The organism is Clostridium sp., assembly GCF_040797585.1.
Lineage (GTDB): Bacteria > Bacillota > Clostridia > Clostridiales > Clostridiaceae > Clostridium_Z.
In genome coordinates, this window is record NZ_JBFNEO010000010.1 from 20963 (window position 1) to 27434 (window position 6472).

10 protein-coding genes are annotated in these 6472 nt (G+C 27.0%); 5 read left to right on the plus strand and 5 right to left on the minus strand.

The features are described from left to right. Positions 1-5 precede the first annotated feature (5 nt). Positions 6-503, minus strand: coding sequence for a GNAT family N-acetyltransferase (locus AB2369_RS01395; RefSeq protein ID WP_367664681.1), 498 nt, complete (start codon positions 501-503; stop codon positions 6-8). Positions 504-902: 399 nt separating this feature from the next. Next, positions 903-1391 carry a hypothetical protein gene (locus tag AB2369_RS01400; RefSeq protein WP_367664682.1) on the minus strand — a complete coding sequence of 163 codons (489 nt, stop codon included), beginning with the start codon at positions 1389-1391 and terminating at the stop codon, positions 903-905. A gap of 206 nt (positions 1392-1597) precedes the next feature. On the opposite strand from AB2369_RS01400, the gene AB2369_RS01405 reads away from it, so the two are divergent. Then, a complete protein-coding gene (locus tag AB2369_RS01405; RefSeq protein WP_367664683.1) occupies positions 1598-2026 on the plus strand; it encodes a hypothetical protein in 429 nt (142 codons plus the stop codon). A gap of 186 nt (positions 2027-2212) precedes the next feature. Here AB2369_RS01405 and AB2369_RS01410 read toward each other — a convergent pair whose 3' ends face one another. Then, complete coding sequence (locus AB2369_RS01410) at positions 2213-2449, minus strand: hypothetical protein (RefSeq protein ID WP_367664684.1); 237 nt, start codon at positions 2447-2449, stop codon at positions 2213-2215. 132 nt (positions 2450-2581) lie between these two features. Further along, complete coding sequence (locus AB2369_RS01415) at positions 2582-2818, minus strand: hypothetical protein (protein WP_367664685.1); 237 nt, start codon at positions 2816-2818, stop codon at positions 2582-2584. Positions 2819-3255: 437 nt separating this feature from the next. On the opposite strand from AB2369_RS01415, the gene AB2369_RS01420 reads away from it, so the two are divergent. Continuing rightward, complete coding sequence (locus tag AB2369_RS01420) at positions 3256-3738, plus strand: hypothetical protein (protein WP_367664686.1); 483 nt, start codon at positions 3256-3258, stop codon at positions 3736-3738. Between the two features lie 226 nt (positions 3739-3964). Here AB2369_RS01420 and AB2369_RS01425 read toward each other — a convergent pair whose 3' ends face one another. Beyond that, positions 3965-4729: a VCBS repeat-containing protein gene (locus AB2369_RS01425; protein ID WP_367664687.1), complete on the minus strand. Its 765-nt coding sequence runs from the start codon at positions 4727-4729 to the stop codon at positions 3965-3967. 269 nt (positions 4730-4998) lie between these two features. Between AB2369_RS01425 and AB2369_RS01430 the strand changes: the two genes are divergently transcribed. The 3 genes from AB2369_RS01430 to AB2369_RS01440 all read left to right on the plus strand — a co-directional run. Beyond that, on the plus strand, positions 4999-5493 hold the full coding sequence (locus tag AB2369_RS01430) for a DUF2975 domain-containing protein (RefSeq protein ID WP_367664688.1): 495 nt from the start codon (positions 4999-5001) through the stop codon (positions 5491-5493). 14 nt (positions 5494-5507) lie between these two features. Then, positions 5508-5711: a helix-turn-helix domain-containing protein gene (locus AB2369_RS01435; protein ID WP_367664689.1), complete on the plus strand. Its 204-nt coding sequence runs from the start codon at positions 5508-5510 to the stop codon at positions 5709-5711. A gap of 4 nt (positions 5712-5715) precedes the next feature. Next, positions 5716-6472 (plus strand): hypothetical protein (locus tag AB2369_RS01440; RefSeq protein ID WP_367664690.1); only part of this gene is annotated, 757 nt, incomplete at its 3' end.

Sequence of the window (6472 nt, forward strand, 5' to 3'; positions counted from 1 at the left end):
GTTTCTTAATCCTCTTCATTTATTCTACTCATGGAGTACTCGTCACTATATACTCCATTTCTAAGGGCTGACATCCTCATAGTTCCTTCAATTTCAAATCCAAACTTTTTATAAAGATTTAACGCTCTCTCATTTTCCTTAAATGCTGAAAGTTCTAATCTCTTAAGCTTTAAGTCATTATCAGATAAGTCTATAATCTTAGCCATAAGCTTAGATCCTACTCCTTTTCCGTGAAAATCACTATTAACCATTATGGCAATATATCCAACATGATTTTTTCTTTGATTTCCATGTACCATTAGTGTAACTAATCCTACCACCTTATTATCTATTTCTGCAACAAACCAGTAGTCATTCTCTCCCCTATTCTCAATACGATTTTTCAAAAAATCTTTTGGCTCATCTTTAACTGACAGTATATTTTCCATAACCTTTGGCATTTGCCTTATATTATATAATTCTTCTGAATCCTCTACTCTTACTTCTCTTATTTTTATATCCATATCTAATTCCCCCTCTAGAAAATTTATGTTATTAATAATTCCTTAAATCAGTTACTCTTCACCTTTTATATATGATAGTTTACTAAAGTATTTATAACTCCTATCCCCTAGACATAACCTAAGGAAATAATATTGTATTTATAGTTAAAAATAAATATACAATTCATAAAACTTATTTAAAGCTCATCATGCTTTATAAACATATTCTACATTAAAATAATAAATCCCTAGCATTTATTTAGAATTTATATAAAATTATAAGCAATATATTAACATATATAATATAAATAAAAAAGCTCCTTAGTACTTATTATAAAAAGGATGCTTAAAAAATAAAGGTGGGACTTTTTAAAAGAGTATGTACACCCTAATAAAAAATCCCACTAGTAGTTATTTATATTATCTAATTACATTTATATTAACAAAATCAGTTTGTACGCCACCTCTAGGATATACACATCTAAGAGTTATTTTATGGTTACCCGCTGGAAGGTCTTTCACAACAATTGTTTCTACATACTTTTTACCATATTTATCTGTACTTATCATACGTATTGGTTTTTTATCTTCAACAATGTTAGTACGTCCTAGTGATACCCCATCAACCTCTATGTACACCATTCCAAGTTCATCCACCATTTCATATTTAATAGCCACATCTTTGCTTGCAACGTCTATAGTGTTATCGAATGATTTAGGCTGGAATTTATTAGCTACCCATAGCTCCCATCCCATTTTTTCTTTTGTATTAATTGCTTCTCCTACACCAGTTAAATTAAATCTGGATGCAGCTTCTGCTTTTTTCATATTTGGAAAAGAAACTAAAGATACAAAAGCACATAATAATAATAAAGTTTTTACAAATTTGTTTTTAAATATTTTTTTCATATAACCCCTCCAAAATTACAATTTTACATACAATATAACATTTTATCCCATATAAGTCAATTTATTTACTAATAGTATAAAAAAGGATTTTTTATAAAATAATAACTTTTATATAAATATACATACTAAAACTACGATATCATATATAAGGGGGGATTAAATTGAATAATATAATACAGTATAATAACATAAACAACAATAGTAATATGATTAAAATTGGCGAAAAAAAGCAAAATAGTACTGTGATTAATAATTCAAAAGCAATAGATGAATTAGATAAAAAGGATATTATAGAGATATCTGAAAAAAATGAAAGTATTATAAATGCTAAGAAAGCAAAGGATGCTCTTAATGACACTCTATCGGAATTTTCAGGAAAGTTATACCCATGCGGAAGTGGTTTTCAAGATATTACTGGGGTTCTAATTGATTTAAAGAGTATGGCTGAGGCTGATGGTATAAATATGCCATTAAGTCAAAATTTTAATACTGATGGCTCATTTATAAGTTACGTTGATGAATTGATGAATTTTGCTAAAAATTTATCCAAAACAAGAAGCGATCTTGTTCCATCAGACTTTCTAACTTTTTGTGAAAAGTTTAAAGAAAATCTAATAAAATATAACTACAATTAGATATTATAAAAAGGATTCCAAAAATTAAATCTTTTATTTAAAAATAACTATTTTTAAAACCTAAGAAGTATAAATATCCAATAGCTATGATTTATAATATCTTATTTTATAGATATCATAGCCATTGGATATCATTACGTATTATCTAATTATAATTCCTTATATTTATCCTAGTATCATAATATACTATTTAGCATATACACACTTATGCTCTTTTCCCGGAATCATTGTTCCCCCACACTCTTGGCAAGGTATATAAAGTCTTGAGTCACTATCTATATGAGTGTGATTTTGTCCAGGATATAATCTTCCACCACAAATATGACAAGACGGATATGCATTACTAACTTTGCTTGGAATTATAGGCGTAGCAAGAATAGCTGCTCCTGCAACACAAGCAATTATTATTTTTTTTAGTTTCATTGTAAATCCTCCTTATTTAATTATAATCATATTTAAGTCATTCCCTATGTGATATATTTATTCCCTAGCCAATTATCTCATCCTAAGGTCATAACTTGTTTATTTTCTATAACTTTCATTTATCTCAGCATCCTAATAATATACACACTTATGAGTTTCTCCTGGATATACATGATGTCCACAGTCATCACATGTTCTAACAATTCGTTTTTTCACAGTGTTTTCATGAGTGTGATTTTGTCCTGGATATAACCTTCCACCACAAATATAACAAGCTGGATATGCATTACTAACTTTACTTGGAATTATAGGCGTAGCGAGAATAGCTGCTCCTGCAACACAAGCAATTATTATTTTTTTTAGTTTCATTATAGATCCTCCTCTTAAATTTATTTTATTTAATATAATATTTTAAAAATTTGATAAAACTTTTTATTTTTAGTAAAGATAATTAACTTTTTCTAAAAATAAAGAGTCTTCTCGTTAATATATATTTTTGTTAAGAAATTTTATTACTTATATTACAATTATTTAACCACTTTATATACTATGATAGTTCATCCCTATGTTTAAAATATTGCGTCCTTAAACATTTATATACCTACTTAATGTTATTAAAATATTGGAACTTCAATTATTTTAAGAAATTATCATAAATATTTTTTATTATAATACTCCGAATAGTAAAGTTATATATAATGGTATAATCTATAAATTAAATTATTAAAATCTATATTTGTAAAATAATTGTTTTATATATAAACACACTTATAAAATCTACGATACCCTATGTAGGGGGGATTAAATTGAATAATACGATACAATATAATAAAATAGGCAATCATGTTGCTAATGGCAATATAATTAAATCTATTGAAAAAGTTCATCCTATCAATATAATAAATGGCTCAAATGTAACAGAGGAATCAAATAAAACGGACACTATAGATATACATGAAAAAAATGAAAATGCTATAAATGCTAAAAAAGCTAAAGATGCTCTTAAGGATACACTTTCTGAGTTTTCAGGAAAGTTATATCCATGTGGAAGTGGACTTCAAGATATTACTGGGGTTTTAATTGATTTAAAAAGTATGGCTGAGACTGAGGGTATAACTATTCCATTAGGTGAAAATTTTAATACTGGTAGTTCATTTATAAATTATGTTGATGAATTGATGAATTTTGCTAAAAATCTTTCTAAGACAAGAAGCGATCTTGTTCCATCAGACTTCCTAACTTTTTGCGAAAAGTTTAAAGAAAACTTAATAAAGTATAACTGCAAATAGATAGTTAAATTGAAAGACTAGATTTTATCCTCAAAGTCTAGTCTCTTTTTATAAAATATAACCACTATTATATATCTCATAAGCATGCTAAAACTATAGGACTTTTAAATATAAATATCATAATGAAAATTATTTTCTATATACTATTTATGACCTTTAAAACTTACATAGATTTCCAATAAAAATATAAGCCATGATCCATTAGAACATGAATCATGGCTTATATTTATTTATCCTCTACTCCAAGATTACTTCCAAATATTGAGACAGTTTCAATAAAATCTTCAAAGAAACTATCATCCCATCTTAAGATATTATTTACAAATCCTATCTCATCTGAATCATCTATTCCTGTTATTCTTTGAATAGCATATATATCATATACTCCATTATTATCAAAATCTATAGGATACGCCCTATTTAAAGGTGTTACATTTCCCGATTTTTTCTCCTTTAGTTTTCCATCTGGATTATATATTTTATTCAAGTATTCTGGTTCCTTATCTCTTATGTCTATTAGATAACTTTTTTCGTTATTTCCTCCATAAACCCTAACTACATAATTATCCATGAAATCTACCTTAAATCTAGCTCTTTTATTAAATATATCATTGTTAAATATACTCTTAAATTCGTATCCTTCATAGGTAAATAAATCATAGAATCCAGATCCTCCGCTAGCGCCTGAGTCCATGTTTACCCATATATCTAAAATCTTATCTCCTGTAAAATCTCCAAGAAATAATCTCGGATTATATCCTGCGTTATTTTTTAAAGGAATTCTTATATACCTTTTAGTCTTAGAGTCAAACACAACTACATACATATTATTAACAAAAGGGCTATTGCTTCCATGAGGCTTACTTCCAACTAACATTACTCTATCATAAACATTATCTCCTGTAACATCACCTCTCCTCATTTCTATGACCATAGATTTAGGCATGTCTTCTCCTCTAGCAAAGAATTCATCTAAGTATTTATAATACATGAATTTTCTCCTTTTACTTAATTACATTACTATAATATGTAATTAGCTTAGGTCTGTTGTCCCAAATTTAGATTTTATAAATATTCTAATTTAAACAAAAGTTTACTATATGTATTATCTAAATAAAAAACAATATATTTTTATCGAAAAACAATAAAATCCTATTGATTTTTGTAAAGTATTATTGTAATATTTATTTTATAGTCTATAAGAACTATTTAAAATTCTTATTAAAAGTAAATACTTAAAAATATAATGAGGTGATATAAATGAAATATTACGGAAAAGGTTCCTTATCAACCTTAATAAAAGTCTCTTTAGATTTAGCTATGATAATTGGATTTATAGTTGCTTTACTTACCATTAAAAATACTTATATAGATAGCACAGAAATTCTATCAGCGCCAAAGAAGATCTTAGTAATGATTTTATTAATAGTAGGTATATCCTGTGTATTCCTAATTGTATTAGGATTAAGAAAGGTTTTAATTACTTTAGAACAAGGAGATCCCTTTGTTAATTCTAATGTCAAAGCTCTAAGTAGAATCTCCTATGAATGTTTTATAATATCTGCATGTTATATCTTAAATACCCTATTTAACTCAGATTTTAAAGAATTTAAGTTTATATATGTAGATTCTAAGGGCGTTCATACAGATATGGAGTTTATAATCTTTATATTTGCAGGATTGTTTATTCTCATATTATCTAAGGTTTTTAAAAAAGCTGTTGAATATAAAGAAGAAAATGAATTTACCATATAAGGAGGGATAGCTTTATGATAATAGTTAATTTAGATGTGATGATGGCAAAAAGAAAGATTTCCCTTCAAGATTTAGCTGAAAAAGTTGGTATAACCAATGCTAACTTGTCTGTGCTTAAGAATAATAAGGCAAAAGCTGTAAGGTTTTCTACCTTAGAGGCAATATGTAAGGTACTCCAATGTCAACCTGGAGATATCTTAGAATATAAGGAGGATTAAGACTTTGAAAAATGAAGTTTTTCTTATAATACTTAAAGATGAAAAGATAGTAACTTGTAGAGATACTTTGAATAGGTTAATACTTCCAAGTATTAAATTATACACTAACTGTGATGAGAAGACTGAGGTATTAAACTTTTTAACTAAGAAGTTTAATACTCTCCCCAGTAAAATCTTAAAATATGACTCTCCTCGATACTTTGATTCTAATGGAACTAAATATCCTCACTATCTTTTAGATTATTCTAATTCTAAGTTAGAAGATTTGAGTAGTTTCGATGATTTATCCTCTGCTAAATCTCTACCCTTTAGATCTCTTGATGCTATAGGATGGATAATTAAAGAATGTATAAATATAGATTATAGCTCTAGGGCCATAGAAGGACTAAAAAAAGCTCTTTATACCAATCCTCTTGATAGAAACCATTTTAAAGACTATGAAATAAAAGTTCTACAAGAAAAAGTGGATAATAATATTTCCTCTAATAAAAAACTCTTATCCATAATAGGAGCTATAATTTTAGGATTCTTCTATAAGGACTTTGCCTTTGGCTATAGTGGAATATCCTACCCTATATTTACTCTTATGATACTTTTATATTATGTTGTTACAATTGGTTCTATAAATATGAAAAATATACTGGGATTATTTCTTGCTATATCCTCAGTTTTATTATCAATAACCTTTGGAATATATACAAACCCTGTTACTAGGGGAATTAACCATATATTAGTTCCTATACTTACTGCCTTAGCATTAA

What these genes read in the sequence shown, in the direction of transcription:
- AB2369_RS01395 (WP_367664681.1), bottom strand. Translation starts at nt 503, where the DNA reads ATGGATATAAAAATAAGAGAAGTAAGAGTAGAGGATTCAGAAGAATTA.
- AB2369_RS01400 (WP_367664682.1), bottom strand. Translation starts at nt 1,391, where the DNA reads ATGAAAAAAATATTTAAAAACAAATTTGTAAAAACTTTATTATTATTA.
- AB2369_RS01405 (WP_367664683.1), top strand. Translation starts at nt 1,598, where the DNA reads ATGATTAAAATTGGCGAAAAAAAGCAAAATAGTACTGTGATTAATAAT.
- AB2369_RS01410 (WP_367664684.1), bottom strand. Translation starts at nt 2,449, where the DNA reads ATGAAACTAAAAAAAATAATAATTGCTTGTGTTGCAGGAGCAGCTATT.
- AB2369_RS01415 (WP_367664685.1), bottom strand. Translation starts at nt 2,818, where the DNA reads ATGAAACTAAAAAAAATAATAATTGCTTGTGTTGCAGGAGCAGCTATT.
- AB2369_RS01425 (WP_367664687.1), bottom strand. Translation starts at nt 4,729, where the DNA reads ATGTATTATAAATACTTAGATGAATTCTTTGCTAGAGGAGAAGACATG.
- AB2369_RS01430 (WP_367664688.1), top strand. Translation starts at nt 4,999, where the DNA reads ATGAAATATTACGGAAAAGGTTCCTTATCAACCTTAATAAAAGTCTCT.
- AB2369_RS01435 (WP_367664689.1), top strand. Translation starts at nt 5,508, where the DNA reads ATGATAATAGTTAATTTAGATGTGATGATGGCAAAAAGAAAGATTTCC.